The organism is Niameybacter massiliensis (genome assembly GCF_001282685.1).
In the GTDB taxonomy this organism is placed as follows: Bacteria; Bacillota; Clostridia; order Lachnospirales; family Cellulosilyticaceae; genus Holtiella; species Holtiella tumoricola.
On sequence record NZ_LN875035.1, the window covers coordinates 1,521,765 to 1,538,684 of the forward strand.

General features: G+C 33.9%; 16 protein-coding genes and 1 riboswitch. All 16 genes read right to left on the reverse strand.

Features of this window, described 5'->3' with window-relative positions; all coding sequences use genetic code 11:
• Positions 1 to 91: 91 nt before the first annotated feature.
• Positions 92 to 967 carry a branched-chain-amino-acid transaminase gene (ilvE, locus tag BN2390_RS12505; protein ID WP_053984684.1) on the reverse strand — a complete coding sequence of 292 codons (876 nt, stop codon included), beginning with the start codon at positions 965 to 967 and terminating at the stop codon, positions 92 to 94.
• 45 nt (positions 968 to 1,012) lie between these two features.
• Complete coding sequence (leuB, locus tag BN2390_RS12510; RefSeq protein WP_053984685.1) at positions 1,013 to 2,089, reverse strand: 3-isopropylmalate dehydrogenase; 1,077 nt, start codon at positions 2,087 to 2,089, stop codon at positions 1,013 to 1,015.
• Positions 2,090 to 2,099: 10 nt separating this feature from the next.
• The gene (leuD, locus tag BN2390_RS12515; RefSeq protein WP_053984686.1) at positions 2,100 to 2,591 is read right to left on the reverse strand and encodes a 3-isopropylmalate dehydratase small subunit; all 492 of its coding nucleotides are present in this window, start codon (positions 2,589 to 2,591) and stop codon (positions 2,100 to 2,102) included.
• Positions 2,592 to 2,593: 2 nt separating this feature from the next.
• Positions 2,594 to 3,862, reverse strand: a complete 1,269-nt coding sequence (gene leuC / locus BN2390_RS12520) for a 3-isopropylmalate dehydratase large subunit (protein WP_053984687.1) — start codon at positions 3,860 to 3,862, stop codon at positions 2,594 to 2,596.
• A gap of 155 nt (positions 3,863 to 4,017) precedes the next feature.
• A complete protein-coding gene (locus BN2390_RS12525; RefSeq protein WP_053984688.1) occupies positions 4,018 to 5,544 on the reverse strand; it encodes a 2-isopropylmalate synthase in 1,527 nt (508 codons plus the stop codon).
• Positions 5,545 to 5,600: 56 nt separating this feature from the next.
• Entirely contained in the window at positions 5,601 to 6,602 is a 1,002-nt protein-coding gene (gene ilvC / locus BN2390_RS12530; RefSeq protein WP_053984689.1) for a ketol-acid reductoisomerase, read from the reverse strand.
• A 53-nt stretch (positions 6,603 to 6,655) separates the two neighbouring features.
• Positions 6,656 to 7,150, reverse strand: coding sequence for an acetolactate synthase small subunit (gene ilvN, locus BN2390_RS12535; RefSeq protein ID WP_053984690.1), 495 nt, complete (start codon positions 7,148 to 7,150; stop codon positions 6,656 to 6,658).
• A gap of 13 nt (positions 7,151 to 7,163) precedes the next feature.
• Positions 7,164 to 8,771 (reverse strand): biosynthetic-type acetolactate synthase large subunit, encoded by a 1,608-nt coding sequence (gene ilvB / locus BN2390_RS12540; protein ID WP_053984691.1) that lies wholly within the window; start codon positions 8,769 to 8,771, stop codon positions 7,164 to 7,166.
• Positions 8,772 to 9,237: 466 nt separating this feature from the next.
• On the reverse strand, positions 9,238 to 10,239 hold the full coding sequence (locus BN2390_RS12545) for a tetratricopeptide repeat protein (RefSeq protein WP_053984692.1): 1,002 nt from the start codon (positions 10,237 to 10,239) through the stop codon (positions 9,238 to 9,240).
• 124 nt (positions 10,240 to 10,363) lie between these two features.
• A complete protein-coding gene (locus BN2390_RS12550; protein ID WP_053984693.1) occupies positions 10,364 to 10,702 on the reverse strand; it encodes a DUF4870 domain-containing protein in 339 nt (112 codons plus the stop codon).
• A 317-nt stretch (positions 10,703 to 11,019) separates the two neighbouring features.
• Entirely contained in the window at positions 11,020 to 11,709 is a 690-nt protein-coding gene (locus BN2390_RS12555; RefSeq protein ID WP_053984694.1) for a Bax inhibitor-1/YccA family protein, read from the reverse strand.
• 103 nt (positions 11,710 to 11,812) lie between these two features.
• Entirely contained in the window at positions 11,813 to 12,892 is a 1,080-nt protein-coding gene (locus BN2390_RS12560) for an ethanolamine utilization protein EutH (protein ID WP_053984695.1), read from the reverse strand.
• Between the two features lie 39 nt (positions 12,893 to 12,931).
• Positions 12,932 to 13,531, reverse strand: coding sequence for a LysO family transporter (locus BN2390_RS12565; protein ID WP_053984696.1), 600 nt, complete (start codon positions 13,529 to 13,531; stop codon positions 12,932 to 12,934).
• Positions 13,509 to 13,799 (reverse strand): LysO family transporter, encoded by a 291-nt coding sequence (locus BN2390_RS12570; protein ID WP_053984697.1) that lies wholly within the window; start codon positions 13,797 to 13,799, stop codon positions 13,509 to 13,511. Before BN2390_RS12570 ends, BN2390_RS12565 begins: the two co-directional genes overlap by 23 nt.
• Positions 13,800 to 13,879: 80 nt before the next feature.
• Positions 13,880 to 15,118, reverse strand: coding sequence for an HD domain-containing phosphohydrolase (locus BN2390_RS12575; RefSeq protein WP_053984698.1), 1,239 nt, complete (start codon positions 15,116 to 15,118; stop codon positions 13,880 to 13,882).
• A gap of 130 nt (positions 15,119 to 15,248) precedes the next feature.
• Positions 15,249 to 16,559: a uracil-xanthine permease family protein gene (locus BN2390_RS12580; protein WP_053984699.1), complete on the reverse strand. Its 1,311-nt coding sequence runs from the start codon at positions 16,557 to 16,559 to the stop codon at positions 15,249 to 15,251.
• A 32-nt stretch (positions 16,560 to 16,591) separates the two neighbouring features.
• Positions 16,592 to 16,693, reverse strand: a riboswitch (purine riboswitch).
• Positions 16,694 to 16,920 lie beyond the last annotated feature (227 nt).

The following is a 16,920-nucleotide window of genomic DNA, read 5'->3' on the forward strand; positions in this document are numbered from 1 at the left end:
CTATTTTATAAGTTTTAATCCTGCTAATTGGATTATGCCAAGGTGGGGTATAGCAATTTTACGCTATACCCCTTTAAATTCTTTATTAATATTAGAAAATTTCTGTTCCATTCTCATTTGCATAAGCTTTAAATGCTGCAAGGATTTCAGTTGTAACCTTTCCTGCTACACCATCACCAATAATACGCTCATCAACACTTGTTACAGGAATAGCTTCTGCTGCTGTTCCTGTTAAGAAACACTCATCTGCACTATATACATTGAATAAAGTAAATTCTTTCTCCTCTACTATATAACCCATCTTTCTTGCTAATTCTATAACTGTGCTTCTTGTAATACCATCTAAGATACCTACATGAATCGGAGGTGTATAAATTACATTATCTTTTACAATGAAGATGTTATCTCCTGTACATTCTGCTACAATTCCATCATTATTGAGCATAAGTGCTTCTGGTACACCTGCACGATTAGCTTCAATTTTAGCTAAAATATTATTAAGATAATTTAAAGATTTTACTTGTGGGTCTACAATGGTTGCCTTATTTCTTCTTTGAACAGCTGTAATAATTGGCATACCTTTTGTATACATTTCATCCGGATAAAGCGTAATAGAACCTGCAATACAAAATACAGTTGCTACCTTACAACTTTTGGGATTAAGTCCAAGATCACCTTTTCCTCTTGTTACAACAAGTCGAACATAACCATCCTTTAAATCATTTTTTCTACATGTTTCAAGTAAAACTTCTGTCATCTCTTTCTTAGTCAAAGGAATTTCTAACATAATTGCTTTTGCTGCATTATAAAGTCTATCAATATGTTCCTCACATCTAAATATACGTCCATTATAAGCACGAATACCTTCAAATACACCATCTCCATAAAGTACGCCATGATCAAATACTGATACGGTAGCTTCTTCCTCTGGTACATATTTTCCATCTAAATATATTATTCTACTCATGTTTCATTCCTCCTTATGCTGATTCTCTATAATTAATTAGTTCAACTAAATAGCATTACAAATTAATTCGCCCATTTCTCTTGTTCCAACTAATTTCATACCTTCATTCATAATATCACTTGTTCTATAACCTTGATCTAGGACACATTCTACTGCTCGTTCTATAGCATACGCCTCCGCATTAAGTCCTAATGAATAACGGAGCATCATCGCCGCAGATAAAATGGTGGCTATAGGATTTGCTTTATTCTGTCCTGCTATATCTGGCGCACTACCATGACTTGGCTCATAAAGCCCCAGACTTCCTTCTCCAAGACTTGCTGAAGCTAACATTCCAATAGAACCTGTTAGCATACTTGCTTCATCAGATAAAATATCACCAAACATATTGTTTGTAATAATAACATCAAACTGCCTTGGATTCACTACAAGTTGCATTGCTGCATTATCTACATACATAAAACTATACTCTACTTCTGGAAACTCCTTTGCTACTTCTTCACTAACTTCTCTCCAGAGTTTGGATGTAGCAAGTACATTAGCTTTATCTACGATTACAGCCTTTTTACCACGTTTCATAGCGGCATCAAAACCGACTTTTAAAATACGCTCAATTTCTTCTACATTGTAGTACTCGATATCCTCTGCATACGTTGCTTTCTTATTTTCCATAACTACACGTTCATGCTTGCCAAAATAAATTCCACTAGTCAATTCTCTTACAATCAAAATATCTAAGTTATCCCCTATTACTTCTTCTTTTAAAGGGCTTGCGCATTTCAATTGCTTATATAAAATAGCTGGTCTTAAATTAGCAAATAACTTTAATGTTTCGCGAATTTTAAGAAGACCTTTTTCCGGCCTATCTCCATTAGATGTTGTATCCCATTTTGGTCCACCTACTGCCCCTAAAAGTATAGCATCACTTTTTAAACAGGCCTCTATAGTAGCTTCTGGAAGAGAAGCACCTGCCTCATCTATTCCTATTCCACCAATAAGTTGTTCATTGAATTTAAATTGATGGTTATATTTAATAGCTATTTTTTCTAATACTTTTACTGCTTCACCTACAATTTCTGGCCCAATACCATCTCCAGGTAATGTAACGATTTGATATGTCATAACCTACCCCCTAATTTCTACTTTCCTTTACATAGTTTACAAGCCCATTAGCTGCAATAATACGTTGCATAAACTCAGGGAAAGGTTGTGCCTTATAAGTTATACCTGTTGTCATATTATGAATCTCACCTGTATTAAAATCTACTTCTACCTGATCACCCTCACTAATACCTTTAACAGCTTCAGGACACTCTAAAATAGGTAATCCAATATTAATAGCATTTCTATAAAAAATACGAGCAAAAGTTTTAGCTATAACACAAGAGATACCTGAAGCTTTAATTGCAATGGGTGCATGCTCACGAGAAGAACCACATCCAAAGTTTTTGTCTGCAACAATAATATCTCCATCCTTAACTTTTTTACTAAATGTTAAATCTATATCTTCCATACAATACTGTGCAAGCTCCTGTGGATCAGAAGTATTTAAGTATCTTGCAGGAATAATAACATCTGTATCAATATTGTCTCCATATCTAAATACTGTACCTACTGCTTTCATTACTATTCCCCCTTTACCTTTTCTGGATTTGCAATCTTACCACTAATAGCAGATGCAGCTGCTACTGCTGGGCTTGCTAAATAAATCTCAGATTCTACATGTCCCATACGTCCTACAAAGTTACGATTGGTTGTAGCCACACATCTTTCACCTTTAGCTAATATCCCCATATGACCACCTAAGCATGGACCACAAGTTGGTGTACTCACTACACAACCTGCTGTAACTAAATCTTCAATAATACCTTCTTTAATAGCTTGCAAGTAAATATTCTGTGTCCCCGGAATAATAATTGCACGTACACCGCGTGCCACTTTTTTCCCTTTCATAACCTCTCTTGCCATACGAAGGTCTTCCATACGCCCATTAGTGCATGACCCTATGACAACTTGATCAATAGCAATATTGCCTACTTCATCTATTGTTTTTGTGTTCTCAGGTAAATGAGGAAAAGCTATAGTTGGTCTAATGTTACTAAGGTCAATTTCTATCACTTGATCATAGTGGGCATCTTCATCCGCTTTATATACTGTATATGGTTTCTTAGATCTTTCTTTGATATAGTCAAGTGTGATTTCATCGACTTCAAAGATTCCATTTTTTGCTCCTGCTTCTATAGCCATATTTGCCATAGCAAGTCTAGAGTCCATAGATAAGTATTTAAGCCCTTCCCCTACAAATTCCATAGATTTATACAGTGCTCCATCTACACCAATCATTCCTATAATATGTAGAATAATATCTTTGCCTGATACAAACTTTGTAGGCTCACCTGATAACACAAACTTAATCGCTGATGGTACTTTAAACCATGCTTTACCTGTTGCCATACCTGCTGCCATATCTGTACTTCCAATCCCTGTTGAAAAAACGCCTAATGCACCATAAGTACATGTATGAGAATCTGCCCCAATAACCACATCTCCTGCTACTACAAGCCCTTTTTCTGGAAGCAGTGCATGCTCAATCCCCATTTCTCCAACTTCAAAATAATTTTCTACGCCTTTAGCATAAGCGAATTGTCTTACACATTTGCATTGCTCTGCAGCTTTTATATCTTTATTGGGTGTAAAATGATCTGGTACAATAGCTACTTTTGCTTTATCAAAAACCTGTCCTATGCCTATTTTTTCAAACTCATTGATTGCTACAGGCGTTGTAATATCATTACCAAGAACGAGGTCAAGATCAGCCTCTATTAATTGTCCTGCTACTACCTGGCTAAGTCCTGCATGTGCTGCTAAAATTTTTTGTGTCATGGTCATTCCCATACGATTTCCTCCTTTTTAATAATTTCTGCCGATATAATCCCTTACACTATTCTTACTTCTCTATGTTTATTACAATGGATATATTTTCCACTATTCATAATGGTTTAAAGTGCAGGGCCTATCATAGTAGTCCCTGCACTTTGGAGTTTACCTCTTTATTTCATACTTTCTAAATCATAAAGCATACTATTAATGGCTGATATATAAGCTAAAATACTTGCTTCTACAATATCCATACTTACGCCATGTCCATTATATGTTTTACTCTTACATTTGATTTTAAGAGTTACCTCACCCTGTGCATCCGCACCACCTGTTACTGAATTAATAACGAAGTCTTCTAATGTAAACTTCTTACCTACCATCTTATCTATCGCTTTAAATGAGGCATCAATTGGTCCATCATATGAAGACATTACATCTTCTAAAATAGCACCCGTTTTACAATATAAACGTACAGATGAGGTAGCTGTAATTGTATTTCCTGAATTTACAACGAAACGATCTAGGTTATAAGTTTGTGGAATAACAATAGTTTTACGACGCACTAAAGCTTCTACGTCTTTATTGGTTACAACTTTCTTCTTATCCGCTAAAACTTTGAACTGTTCAAAAGCTTTATTAAGTGCATCTTCTTCCAATGTATATCCCATTGTTTTTATACGATCCACAAAAGCGTGACGTCCTGAATGCTTACCAAGTACCATCTTATTCTCTGTAAGCCCTATAGACTCTGGTGTCATAATTTCGTAAGTTTCTTTATTAGCAAGTACACCATGTTGATGTATACCTGATTCATGTGCAAAAGCATTTTCTCCTACAATTGCTTTATTAGGTTGTACCTTTACACCTGTAATACTACTCAATAATTTACTTGTTCTATAAATTTCTTTTGTATTAATATTAGTACCTAAATTATAAAGATCTCTTCTAACACCAAGATTCATAACAATTTCTTCTAATGCAGCATTTCCCGCACGCTCTCCAATACCATTAATAGTACATTCAATTTGAGTTGCACCTGCTTTAATCGCCGCTAGAGAGTTTGCTACCGCTAAGCCTAAGTCATTATGACAATGTACTGAAATATCCACTTTATCAATACTTGGGACATTTTCACGAATTCCCTTGATTAAAGTAAAAAATTCCTCTGGACTTGTGTACCCTACTGTATCAGGAACATTAACAACGGTTGCTCCTGCTTGTATAACAGCCTCGATAATTTGATATAAAAATACTGGATTACTTCTAGATGCATCTTCTGCAGAAAATTCTATATCTCCACAGTATTTTTTTGCATATTTCACCATCTCTACTGCTGTTTCAAGTACTTGTTCAGGCGTTTTTTGCAACTTATACTGCATATGAATATCAGAGGTTGCAATAAATGTATGTATTCTTGGATATGCTGCCTCTTTAACCGCTTCAGCAGCTGCATCAATATCTTTTGTGAGGGCTCTTGCAAGACTCGCTACTCTTGTATTTTTAACAGCCTTTGCAATTTGGTTTACAGATTGAAAATCACCAGGTGATGCAATAGCAAAACCTGCTTCAATAATATCTACACCTAGGCGTTCTAGTTGCAAAGCCATCTCCAGTTTCTCGCTTAGGTTCATACTACACCCTGGTGATTGTTCGCCGTCTCTAAGTGTGGTGTCAAAAATTTTGATAGTGTTTGCCATATAAAAGCCCTCCTTTTTTCTTATTTTATTTATACTTCTATTTGTGGCTATAGTTTTTATTTATCGTCTTCTTTAATCCAGCTCATCATTTTTCTAAGTTCTTTACCTACTGTTTCTACTTGATGCTCTGCTTCAATACGACGAATTGAACGGAAGTAAGGACGATTTGCTTGATTTTCTAAAATCCAGTTTTTAGCGAATGTACCATCTTGAATTTCTGTAAGTACTTTTTTCATTTCTTTTTTAGTTTCTTCTGTAATGATACGTGGACCTACTGTATAGTCTCCGTATTCTGCTGTATCAGAGATAGAGTATCTCATATATTCAAATCCACCTTGATTAATAAGGTCTACGATTAATTTCATTTCATGTACACATTCAAAATATGCACTTTCTGGTTGATATCCAGCTTCGACTAATGTTTCAAAACCAGCTTTCATAAGAGCGGTTACACCACCACAAAGTACTGCTTGCTCACCAAAAAGGTCTGTTTCTGTTTCTTCTTTGAATGTTGTTTCCAAAATCCCAGCACGTGCACCACCAATACCTTCTGCATAAGCAAGTGCCATATCTTTTGCACTTCCTGTAGCATCTTGATATACAGCGATAAGACATGGAACACCACGACCTTCTTGATATTGGCTTCTTACTGTATGCCCTGGTCCTTTTGGTGCAATCATTACAACGTTTACATTACTTGGTGGTACAATTTGACCATAGTGAATATTGAAACCATGAGCGAATGCAAGTGTCTTACCTTCTGTAAGGCCTTCTTTAATACTATCTATATAGAGTTTTGCTTGTTTTTCATCATTAATTAAAATCATAATAAAATCAGCAGCTTGCGCGGCATCAGCAGCTGTCATAACTGTCAGACCAGCTTTTTCAGCTTTAGTCCAAGATGGGCTACCTTCATAAAGACCAACAATAACATCTACTCCAGATTCATGTAAGTTAAGTGCATGTGCATGCCCTTGACTCCCATAACCAATAATTGCTACCTTTTTACCTTTTAATAAATTTAAATCACAATCCTTTTGATAATATAACTTTGCCATAATAAATCCTCCCTAATATATGTTTATTTTAATAAGGCTTCTTCTAGGAAGTCTTAGTTTTTCAATTCTTTTTCTCCACGTTGTAGTGCCGTTAAACCCGTACGTATAACTTCCCTAATCCCATAAGGTTGAAGCATCTCTGTCAAAGCTTGAATCTTACTTTGATCTCCAGTTGCTTCTAATATAAGTACCTCTTTTGAGACATCTACAATATGCGCTCTAAAAATATTAGCAATTTCTATAATTTCAGCTCGATTACTTTGATTCGCACATACCTTAATAAGTGCTAACTCACGATAAACAGCATCTTGCTCTTTTAACTCTACAATTTTGATGACTTCTACTAATTTGTTAAGCTGCTTTTTAATTTGTTCTTGCATTTGCCTATCAGCTTTAGTAACAATAGTCATACGAGAGATTGAAGGATTTTCTGTTTCACCTACCGATAAACTATCAATATTATATCCTCGTCTACTAAATAGCCCTGATATGCGACTAAGTACCCCTGAATGGTTCTCAACAAGTATAGATATAACATGTTTTTCCATTTCATCTCCTCCTCTACAGTGTGCTTTCTTTATCATTTACAATGAATTCAAAGAAATAAGGTTCATTACTATTCACTGCTTCTTTTAAAGCCTCTTCTACCTGCTTTGGGTCAGAGATTGTTACAGCCTTAATCCCATAAGCTCTTACAATAGCTGCAAAATCTGGATTTTTTGGAAGTCCTACACCGTATTCTTTAAGCTCTGTTCTTCTTTGAATCTCTCTTACCATCCCAAGACCACTATTGTTAAACAAAATCATAATAGGACTTACTTGCTCTTGTATAAGTGTACCCAGTTCAAAGAAACTCATTTGGAAACTACCATCTCCAAAAACACTTACTACTTTCTTATGTTTATTGCCTATACAAGCTCCAATACATGCTGGCAAAGAATATCCCATAGTACCAAATCCACCAGAGCAAATCATTTGCCTATTCCCCTTCATTTCCATATTACGCATAGTCCAAAATTGATTCTGGCCTACATCTGCCGTAATAATGGCATCATCATCTAATAAATTAGATAATATCTTTATTACCTTTTTAGGGTTGATAAAAGTTTCATGATCTATTTCTTCTTTTAACTGCTTCCTATCTAAAATTGTCTTTGTCCAATTAATCGTATCTAGGGGTGTTACCATTTCATTCATTACGTTAAGTATTTCTTTTGCATCTCCTACAACAGGAATATTGGCAGCTGTAATTTTGCCTATTTCTGCTGGATCTACATCTATATGAATAATACTTGCATTATCATCCAAAATTCCTACATTTGCTACTGCACGATCTGCAATACGTGCCCCTACGAAAAGTATAGTATCTGCATTTTTAAGTGCCCAATTGGCATGGGCATATCCATGACTTCCTATCATTCCAAGATTAAACCCTGAATTTGTATCTAATGCGCCCGTTCCCATTAATGTATGTACAACTGGTATATTTGACTTTCTTACCAATTCTCGTATCTCGTCTTTTGCATGAGCAAGGATGACACCACCTCCTACGCATATAAGTGGCTTCTTACTATGCTGCAAAAGCTTAATAGCTCTTTTTATCTGTCCTACATGGCCTTTTACTGTAGGTTTGTATCCTCTAATTTCTACCTTTTTAGGATAATTAAAGTCTATTTGATAATCTTGAAAATCCATTGGTATATCAATAAGAACAGGACCGGGCCTTCCTGTTCTTGCTATATAAAACGCTTCCTTTACAATACGAGGGAAGTCTTTAGGATTTTGTAGCAGATAACTATGTTTAATAAATGGTTCCGTACACCCTGTAATATCTACCTCTTGGAATACATCTCTACCAATAAGTGTTGACTTTACTTGACCTGTAAAGATAACCATTGGAATAGAATCCATATAAGCTGTCGCAATACCTGTTACAAGGTTGGTTGCACCTGGACCTGATGTAGCCATGCAAACACCTACTTTACCAGTTGTCCTTGCATACCCACTTGCCGAGTGAACCGCTGCTTGTTCTTGACGTACCAATACATGGTGTATACTGGAAGCTCGTAATGATTCATACAGAGATAAGACGGCTGCACCAGGATACCCGAATACGGTATCAACATTCTCTTCAACTAAACATCTTACTAATACATCTGATAATTTCATTTTCGAACCTCCTCATTTTGAAATAATAAACAAAAATCTCATCCTACAAAGGACGAGATAAAAGTCTTTGGTTGCATTTATCTGACAATTTAATTATAAGTATTGTATCAATTGTCTTTAATAGTGTCAATATTTTACTTGTATATAATTTTTATTTTTGCTTATTTTAGTTAGATATTACAAAGCTCAATCTATTGAGTATATTTTTTTATCGATTTAATTAATTTACATAATTAATTTCCAAAATATTTATATTTTATTTGTAATATGACTTAGATTAGCACTATTAATTTCATATTCATGTCTATTCTTCTGATTTTTTCTTTATTCTTTCCTATTTAATGTACTACCACTCCCCCTATTCCTTTCTTTTCTCACTAACAACTTTACATAATTCAAAAAATAATTAAAAAAAAGAAGCGTAGCGAGGAATTTTTCCATTCCAAACTACGCTTCATATTAATTACTATTTTTGTGTAATACGTTTATAAATTTGTGCTACTACTGGATTTTCTTTTTCTTTTTTATACGCATCTGTAATTGCCTCTTCTGCTTTTGCTTGATTCCCTTGTATAAAATACACATAGGCACGCTCTGCTGCTACATGATAATCTTTTGGTCTACGTTCTAAGTAGTAATCAAGATAAGGAAGTGCTTCCTCATAATTTTGTTTTAACCCATTTATAAGCCCCATACAATAATGTGCTAAATCATTACTTTCATCTAGTGCAATTACCTTTTTATACAGTTCTAAAGCTTCATCATACATTTTGAGACTTAGTAAAATACTTGCTTTACATTCATATCCCAAAGTTTCTTCTGGTTCTTCTTGGATAGCCTTATTAAAACAGCGAATCGCTTTTGCATAAGCATCTTTTGCTAAAAATTCATCTGCCTTATGGAAGTAGCGTTCATAGTCCATATTAATAGAAAGAACACCATTTAACTCTTTTTCTGTAAGTACTAAATTCATATGATCTCCAGCATAATTATGAATATAGCTTAAAAGCTCTGCACGTTTAGCTTCATCCATATGATATGCAATTGGTGCTTCTAATCCTTCTACTACATAACTTCTTTCTTCTACTGGCAATAAGAGTACCCCTTGATTTGGTGCGACTATACTATATGTTCTTTCAAAACGTTCACTATCTAATGTAAGTTGTGTAAGAGCATGTCCATGTACTGTAGCATCTTTATACCATCCAATAACACATGTCTCCCCATTACGATTTGGAGCTAACCATACAACAAGTACATTTTGTACTTTGTCATCTACAACTTCAATATTATCTTTATTTATTCCTTGAATTTTTTCTAATTGAATCGTTTCAAGTCCTTCCCCATAACCATAGTAATACCCATTTACATTCTGAAAATTATAACCACAAAGAGGAACCGCTTTCTCTTCATCCCCTTCTCCTACATAATACTTCATCCAGTCTGTTGTCACGAATAATATCTTCATTGTCTAATCTCCTATTAAAATCTTAAATCTCATAACAATAGCTTATCATATTCTAAAAAAAATGTCTAAATAAATACAAAAGAGGAGCGTTCATATCCCTCTCCTCTTTAACACTTTATCTTCTTTATTTAATAATCTCAAACTGACCTATTATAGGTAGTTCTTTTGCCTGGCCTTGAAGTGCATTCACTAAGCCCATTATAAATCCTGCTAAAACCAGTACCCAGGCTGAAAATGAGAAAATCCCCCCAATAAATGGGATAATACTAAGTATACCGCTTGCAATAGATACAATAATAGATGCGATAAAAAATACTAGGCCTTGATTAGCATGGAACTTTGCATATTCAGATTCTTTTGCAGCTAATAGGGGTACTATGAATAAAATCCCCACATATGATAGTGCAGCCATCCCCTTATTACTCTCTATATCTTGTGGATCAAAAACCTTTTGTGTTGACATCTTAATCTCCCCTTCATCCTATATTCTTTCCTATTATAGGATAACTTTTCTGATAAATCAAATATTTATTCACCCCTTCAAACTTAATTATAAAAAAAATGGCTGTTGTAAAGTGATTAATCACTTTACAACAGCCTATATTATTTCTTCTTAGGTTGAATTTCTTCAGCTACTTCTAAGTTAGTATTTTTATTTGCTTTTTTAGCCTTTGTACTTACTTTATCTTTGTTATTTTTGTTTTTAGCCATCTTTAAAACTCCTTTAACATAGATTTAAACATTATCATTATTTCCAATGTAAAGGAATTTTATACATGATTAATTTCTTTTCCCCATCATTCTTACAAGATAAATAAATATGTTAATAAAATCCAAGTATAATTCAAGAGCAAAATATATCGCAACCTTCTCCATCATTTCTGATTGTTGTTCTACTGCTCCAAATGTATTTTTCATCTTTTGAGTATCATAAATAGTAAGTCCTAAAAATACAATCACACCAAATAGACCTATTAATAAATCATATCCAGATAAATTAATAAAAAATCCCACTACACCTATTCCTAAAAGAATAAACAAGCCCATAAAGCATAAATTTCCTATAGAAGAGAAATCTTTCTCCGTAGTAAATCCAATAATTGATAAACAGGCAAATAATATAGCTGCAAAAGCAAATGCTATAAAAACAGATGTGATATCAAACATAAAAAAGATTACTGAAAAAGTTATTCCTGTTAAGATTGAATATCCTATAAATACCATACGTGCAGTTGATGTTTGCATCTTATAAATTCTACTACTTAAGAAAATTACAAGCGCAATTTTTGCTATAATCATTGCAAAAGGTAACCATGAAAAACTATAAACCACCCATATTAAATCTGTTGCAATCATTACATATGATGTCAGCGCTGTACATAGTAGCCCTACAAACATCCATAAATATGCTTTATTAATATAATTGTAACTTGATGATCGTCTTATTGATGAATACTGGTTATTTTCCATTATTAATCCTCTCCTCCATAAGCTATTATAATCATTGATTTTAATCCTTCTCTAAGGTTTATCCATTACTCTTGATAATTATACAAAAATAGTCTTAAATTTATCAATCTTTAATTTTATTATATAGCCTTACAGCAATAATTACACTTAAAATACCTGCAATTATTTTAGACGTTAAAAAAGGTATAATCATACGTTCTTCCATTGCACTTACAAAAGCCAACTGCCCCCCTAGCATAAACCCGCCACTTATTCCAAATGCACTTGCAATAACCTTTCCCTTTTTATCCATCTCTTCTAAATCACCAAATGTTAATAGATTACTTGCTAATGCACCTATCATTCCTACAATGGTTATATCATTAACTTGTAGCCTATTGGCTAATGGTTTGGTTACTGACTGTAACCCTTTTTGCAAGCAATAAAGCATTGGATATGCCCCTGCTAAGAATAATCCAATCCTTACTACGACTTCCGCTGCTTCTTGTAATGGCGGCATAGCAGCTGGCAAAAAGTCTATACCTAGTACAACAGATGTTCCTACTGCAATAAGTCCTAGTACACTTATCGTAGTAATCAACTTACTAAATGCAGTAAAGAATTTCACAACTGCATTTGTATATTTAATTGTGCAATATCCTAATATAATACTTAGTAAAAATAATGGAATACTATTAATAATAAGAGTAACTAAAGGTACACCTTGTACCAGTCCTCCTACAAAGTTTCCGATAGGTATAACAATAATTGCTACAACCAATCCTTTTAAAAAATAGGGCAAATCCTCTTTCTTAATCATACCTAAAGCAACTGGAATAGAAAAACTTAAAGTTGCTCCTAAATTAGATGCTAATATAATTCCGGAAAAGCTTGCCATTTCTGATGTATAGGCCAGTTGCCTTCCTAACTGTAATCCTCCCATATCTACTGCTAAAAATGTAGTTGGTATAATAGAAGGATCTATCTTAAACAAATGGGCAATAGGTTCTAATACAACAATAAGCCCCTGTGCTAGAATCGGTGCTAGCATATAAATCCCTATCATATTTAAGCTTAATGCACCTACTGCTTCTAATCCTTTCTTGAATTGGCTTCCTAGCCCAAATCGATTACCTATTAAATAATCCATACCTCCTAGTACAAGAAATCCTGCAATAATAAGAAATAATATTTTTGTTACCATAAACTAAACCTTTCCTTCTCATATAATGTAAGCAATCTACTATAGGACACTATAGAAGAAGTTAGTTAATATAGGTACCATCATTGAACAAATAACCCCATTAATAACTGCCATAACGACAACTTCTTCACTTGTATACTTGATTAAAACTGGCAAAGTCGTATCTTCACTTGTAGCTGCTGCTGGTGCAATAGCTGTATAAGGATTACAGTATTTTGCTACAATAGGTATTATCATAAAAGATAAAATTTCTCTAAATAAATTTGCCAAAAATGCTATTGTCCCTACATCTGCACCTGCTAAGTCTGTTAATAATACACCTGATAACGAATACCATCCAAGCCCTGATGTAATGGCTACGCTTGTATTAAGTGGCATATCCATAAGTTTACTACATACCACACCACCTAATATAGACCCTAATATGATTCCTACTGGAATAAGTAATATTTTTATATGGTGTTCTTTAATCTTACTGAAAACTTGTTTATTTGCTCCTACACTAATTCCTACTGAGAACATTAAAATAACTAATGTAATATCTGAAAGACTACTAAAAAATTCAACTTGTTCATTTCCCAAACCTACAGTTGCATAAAGCACACCTAAAACCAAACTAATCATTATTGCTTTGATCATCTTTTTTCTCCTTCATAAATAACCTGGTCAAAATATATACAACAATAACTGATAGGATAATTGGTATGACTGCAAAAAGTAAGCCTTGTAATCCCATCCCTAACAATTTATCCATTAAAGTTTCATTACTCCCGAGTGTAACACCCATGCAAAAAATGAGTATTACAATACTTATAACCTGAACTTTACTATTATGTACTTGCCATTTTTCAGGAAAGATGTAAGCTCCCAATGCTACACCTAAACACATTATTAATAAAATAATCATATCATTTACTCCTTATTTCTAAACTTAAAATGCCATTTATCCAAATAAAAAGGGCTGTTTAATGACAGTCCTTTTATTAGCTATTCAATAAATACTTGATAACGGCATATTGCATCCCTTTGAGCTGCCTCACGTATCGCAACTAAATTATCATAGTTCTGCTTCAGTACTTCCACTAAACAACTAAATTCCTCATCTTCTTCATCTTGCTCAACACGTTTAAAAATTTCTAATACTTTTTCTGATTTCATCGGTTCTCTATAGGGTCTTTCTTCTGTTAATGCTGTAAATATATCTGCTACTTTCATAATTTTACAGCCCTCATCCAATCCACTATCTTGTATTCCAAATGGATATCCTGTTCCTTTTATATTTTCATGGTGGTATGCTGCCCACTCTTTTACTTTTCCTATTCCTTCTATATGACTTAAAATCTGATAAGTATAATAGGGATGTATTTTCATGATACTATATTCTTCATCTGTAAGCTTATCTGGTTTTTCAATAATTTCTATCGGTACTGCCAACTTACCAATATCGTGAACAAACCCTGCAAATCGCATTAATGTACATTCATATTGACTATATGCTCTTAACTTTGCTAACTCACTTGCAACTGCTGCAATACCACTTGAATGAGTTGCCGTAAATCTACACCTAAAGTCAATTATTTGTGAAAAGAATAGCCCCATTTGAATCATAACATCTTCTGTAAAGGCTATGTTTTTATAATATTCACATCTAGGTGCCAACATCATAGCACTCATACTATCTAGCCAAAAAGCTTCATTTTTACTAATCCTCATAAAAGCTTCTACTACTTTAGGATTAAACATTTTACCACGTTCTTCAATAATCTGTGTTCTTATTTCTTCACTTTTTAGCAAAATATTACTTTGCTGCTGAGCTAATACATCTACTCTATCAGCTAAATATAATATATTCCCCCCTAACATTTCCTCTTGCTTAGGATATTCATCCCACCTTATATGATGATACCGTACATGTACTGCAACATCTTTAAATGATTCTAATATACTTAAAAGCTTATAGCCCTTTTCCGCATGAATCCCCCCATTCATTCCTTTAAAGTCAAAAATATCTACACGATCTTGAGTTGATAATGCCCCTACATCATGAACTAATCCAGCTAATACCATCTCATCTCGTTCCTGTGTGGTTAGCCCAAGCTCTTCCGCTATCCTACCTGCAATATATGCTACTCTTCTATGATGCCCTGTTAGCTGAGAATCTACTAAATCAGCTATTCTTCCCACAGAATAAGCAATATTAAAGATGGATACATTATATTCCCCCATATTAAATTCCTCTCTAGTATATATTTCATTTTTTAATATTAGATACTAGTATATCATTATTCTTATAGCATTGAAATACTTCAAATATACAAAAAAACTTGCTAGGTCAGCTCTAACCTAGCAAGTTTGCTTATTCTGCTATATCTATTTTTTCATCTTTAGGTAAGATAAAGTTTAAAATTGCCGCTACTAAAAATGCCACAACTATACCACTTTGTGCAAAGATTAATCTTGCCCATTCTGGTAAATATTGAAGTGCATCAGGCACATTGCCTAACCCTAAACCTAATCCTAAAGCAATAGCAACAATCATTCCATTACGTCCACTCATATCTTGTTTAAATACAAGTTGCATACCACTTACTGCAATCATGGCAAACATAATAACTGTTGCACCACCAAGTACTGATTGTGGTGTAGCTGCTACAACTGCTCCTAATTTAGGGAAAAACCCTGCTAAAATAAGGAAAATGGCACCTGTCATAATTGTAAAACGGTTAACTACTTTTGTCATACTTACAAGACCAACATTCTGACTAAATGATGTATTTGGAAGTACTCCAAAGACCGCTGCAATAGCGCTTCCAAATCCATCTGCAAGTACACTACCACCTACTTCTCTATCCGTTGGTTCGCGGTCAAGGCCACCCATAGTAATACCTGAAACATCCCCTACTGTTTCTACTGCTGTTGCAATATACATAATGCACATTGGTATAATAACTTCTATTTTAAATTCAAATGGGAACATAAATGGTTGTGGCATACTAAACCATGCTGCATTTGTAACACCACTAAAATCTACTTTTCCCATGAAAACAGCCACAATATAACCTACAATAATTCCTATTAGTATAGCTGAAACACTTGCAAATCCTTTTGTAAATTGTTTTAAACCTATAATAATGAACATAACTAAGAATCCTAAAAATAAATTAGATAAAGATCCAAAGTCATCTGCCCCAATTCCTCCTGCTAAGAATTTCACCCCTGTAGGAATAAGTGAAAAACCAATAGCAATAACAACTGTACCTGTTACAACAGGTGGAAAGAATCTTTTAAGTGGTTTAATAAAGAAACCTAATATAATCTCAAGGATTGCACCTGTAAAAGATGCGCCCATAATGGCACCATAACTATAACTTCCAGCTGCAGCTTGTACAGTTGGTAAAAATCCTGAACTTGTACCCATAACAATGGGTAGCTTTGCTCCAATACGACCTAGTGGATAAAGTTGAATCAATGTAATAAGCCCTGCAATAAACATGGCATTTTGCATCAAAGCAGCTTTTTGTTCTGCTGGAATACTCATGACACCACATACAATAATAAGTGGTGAAACATTTCCAACAAACATAGCTAAAACGTGTTGCATCCCTAATGGTATAGCTTTTTTCAAAGGCACTCTGCCATCTAACTCATAAATACTTTCTTTTCCCATATTTTTCTTTTTCCTCTTCCTCTTATATTTCATTGGGAAGGTGAACATTTCGTAGTCTACTTATTTACGGCAAGTAGGTAGAAACCTTCGGTCCTTATCACCAAATTTATACGATATAATATATGTATACATAAGTCGATTTTATTATAGCATAGCCTTTTATATTTGTGAACTATTTTTTTGTATCTAATCATAATGTTCGAGTTTCATATTTATATTTTATTTTTTACACTTCTCTTTCTTATTCAAAAACAATTCTATAATTTAATTAAGTAATCACTTAATTAAATGGAGGCAGTATGGTTAATCCTATTCAGCTTTTCAAAGCACTCTCTGACGAGACAAGACTTCACATCCTTTA

Excerpts from the sequence above, each read along its gene's own strand:
- leuC (WP_053984687.1), bottom strand. The coding sequence starts at position 3,862 with ATGGGAATGACCATGACACAAAAAATTTTAGCAGCACATGCAGGACTT.
- ilvN (WP_053984690.1), bottom strand. The coding sequence starts at position 7,150 with ATGGAAAAACATGTTATATCTATACTTGTTGAGAACCATTCAGGGGTA.
- ilvB (WP_053984691.1), bottom strand. The coding sequence starts at position 8,771 with ATGAAATTATCAGATGTATTAGTAAGATGTTTAGTTGAAGAGAATGTT.
- BN2390_RS12525 (WP_053984688.1), bottom strand. The coding sequence starts at position 5,544 with ATGGCAAACACTATCAAAATTTTTGACACCACACTTAGAGACGGCGAA.
- ilvC (WP_053984689.1), bottom strand. The coding sequence starts at position 6,602 with ATGGCAAAGTTATATTATCAAAAGGATTGTGATTTAAATTTATTAAAA.
- leuB (WP_053984685.1), bottom strand. The coding sequence starts at position 2,089 with ATGACATATCAAATCGTTACATTACCTGGAGATGGTATTGGGCCAGAA.
- BN2390_RS12545 (WP_053984692.1), bottom strand. The coding sequence starts at position 10,239 with ATGAAGATATTATTCGTGACAACAGACTGGATGAAGTATTATGTAGGA.
- ilvE (WP_053984684.1), bottom strand. The coding sequence starts at position 967 with ATGAGTAGAATAATATATTTAGATGGAAAATATGTACCAGAGGAAGAA.
- leuD (WP_053984686.1), bottom strand. The coding sequence starts at position 2,591 with ATGAAAGCAGTAGGTACAGTATTTAGATATGGAGACAATATTGATACA.
- BN2390_RS12550 (WP_053984693.1), bottom strand. The coding sequence starts at position 10,702 with ATGTCAACACAAAAGGTTTTTGATCCACAAGATATAGAGAGTAATAAG.
- BN2390_RS12555 (WP_053984694.1), bottom strand. The coding sequence starts at position 11,709 with ATGGAAAATAACCAGTATTCATCAATAAGACGATCATCAAGTTACAAT.
- BN2390_RS12570 (WP_053984697.1), bottom strand. The coding sequence starts at position 13,799 with ATGATTATTTTATTAATAATGTGTTTAGGTGTAGCATTGGGAGCTTAC.
- BN2390_RS12565 (WP_053984696.1), bottom strand. The coding sequence starts at position 13,531 with ATGATCAAAGCAATAATGATTAGTTTGGTTTTAGGTGTGCTTTATGCA.
- BN2390_RS12575 (WP_053984698.1), bottom strand. The coding sequence starts at position 15,118 with ATGGGGGAATATAATGTATCCATCTTTAATATTGCTTATTCTGTGGGA.
- BN2390_RS12580 (WP_053984699.1), bottom strand. The coding sequence starts at position 16,559 with ATGGGAAAAGAAAGTATTTATGAGTTAGATGGCAGAGTGCCTTTGAAA.
- BN2390_RS12560 (WP_053984695.1), bottom strand. The coding sequence starts at position 12,892 with ATGGTAACAAAAATATTATTTCTTATTATTGCAGGATTTCTTGTACTA.